Consider the following 242-nt stretch of genomic DNA (forward strand, 5'->3'; position numbering starts at 1 on the left):
GGGCGAACTCGTCTATGTCGGCGACGACGTGGCCAATTATGATTTCACATTCGATAACACGGCGCTTGCAAACATCACGCCGCTCACAATCACCATCGGTTTCACAGCCAACAACAAGACTTACGACGGCAATACAACCGCTACGCGAGATGCGCTCAACATGAGTGCCGTCCTCACAGGCGATGATGTCACGTTTGATGACTCCGCACTCGAATACAACTTCTCCGACAAGAACGTCGGCG

At 52.9% G+C, this 242-nt stretch carries 1 protein-coding gene; it reads left to right on the top strand.

Annotation, left to right across the window (positions count from 1 at the left end; all coding sequences use genetic code 11):
• The coding region (locus B0D78_RS13035) for a YDG domain-containing protein (protein WP_168170144.1) at positions 1–242 on the top strand (242 nt) is incomplete at both ends.

It is taken from the genome of Pyramidobacter sp. C12-8 (genome assembly GCF_002007215.1).
Classification (GTDB): domain Bacteria; phylum Synergistota; class Synergistia; order Synergistales; family Dethiosulfovibrionaceae; genus Pyramidobacter.